The sequence below is a fragment of the Ornithinibacillus gellani genome (assembly GCF_003730295.1).
GTDB classification, from domain to species: Bacteria; Bacillota; Bacilli; order Bacillales; family Amphibacillaceae; genus Ornithinibacillus_A; species Ornithinibacillus_A gellani.
In genome coordinates this window covers 1-700 of the sequence record NZ_QTSZ01000045.1, presented here as the reverse complement: position 1 = coordinate 700, position 700 = coordinate 1, and the positions used below count along the sequence as shown (strand labels likewise).

The window sequence follows — 700 nt, the reverse complement described above, 5'->3', positions numbered from 1 at the left end:
AGGCATATCGGTGTTAGTCCCGTCCTTCTTCGGCTCCTAGTACCAAGGCATCCACCGTGCGCTCTTCTTCACTTAACTATCTCTCATGAATAAGCATTGTAAATAAAACAAGCTTCTACAATTGCTTCCGCAATGTATCCACTTTTTTTGGTTTGATGTCGTTGTTACGCTTATTTGGTTTTCAAGGTACAAAAGTGGAGCCTAGCGGGATCGAACCGCTGACCTCCTGCGTGCAAGGCAGGCGCTCTCCCAGCTGAGCTAAGGCCCCAGATGTATAATATTTAGATTAATGGTGGGCCTGAGTGGACTCGAACCACCGACCTCACGCTTATCAGGCGTGCGCTCTAACCAGCTGAGCTACAGGCCCATCTATTTTCATATAGATGGAAAATTAATCTCTCAAAACTGAACCAAACAACACAGTATGTTCATGAATCGTACCACGTAAGTGGTTGGTATTCATGTTCCGTTATTATAGTCTAGCTCCAGCGGCCAGCAACTAGCGGACTTCGAATTCCTTCCTACGATAAGTCAACTTTGATTCACTTTCGTTCATCAAGTTTCCTTTATCTCGTCAGGACTTCTCCAGTCCGTACGTTGCTAAACGGCCGCTTCCGCCTTCTATTATATCCTTAGAAAGGAGGTGATCCAGCCGCACCTTCCGATACGGCTACCTTGTTACGACTTCACCCCAATCATT

General features: G+C 46.1%; 2 tRNA genes and 1 rRNA gene. All 3 read right to left on the bottom strand.

From position 1 onward, the window contains the following. Positions 1-195: 195 nt before the first annotated feature. Positions 196-268: transfer RNA gene (locus tag DX933_RS13610), tRNA-Ala, on the bottom strand. 22 nt (positions 269-290) lie between these two features. Continuing rightward, positions 291-367, bottom strand: a tRNA-Ile gene (locus DX933_RS13605). A 269-nt stretch (positions 368-636) separates the two neighbouring features. Continuing rightward, a 16S ribosomal RNA gene (locus tag DX933_RS13600) occupies positions 637-700 on the bottom strand; the annotation flags it as partial.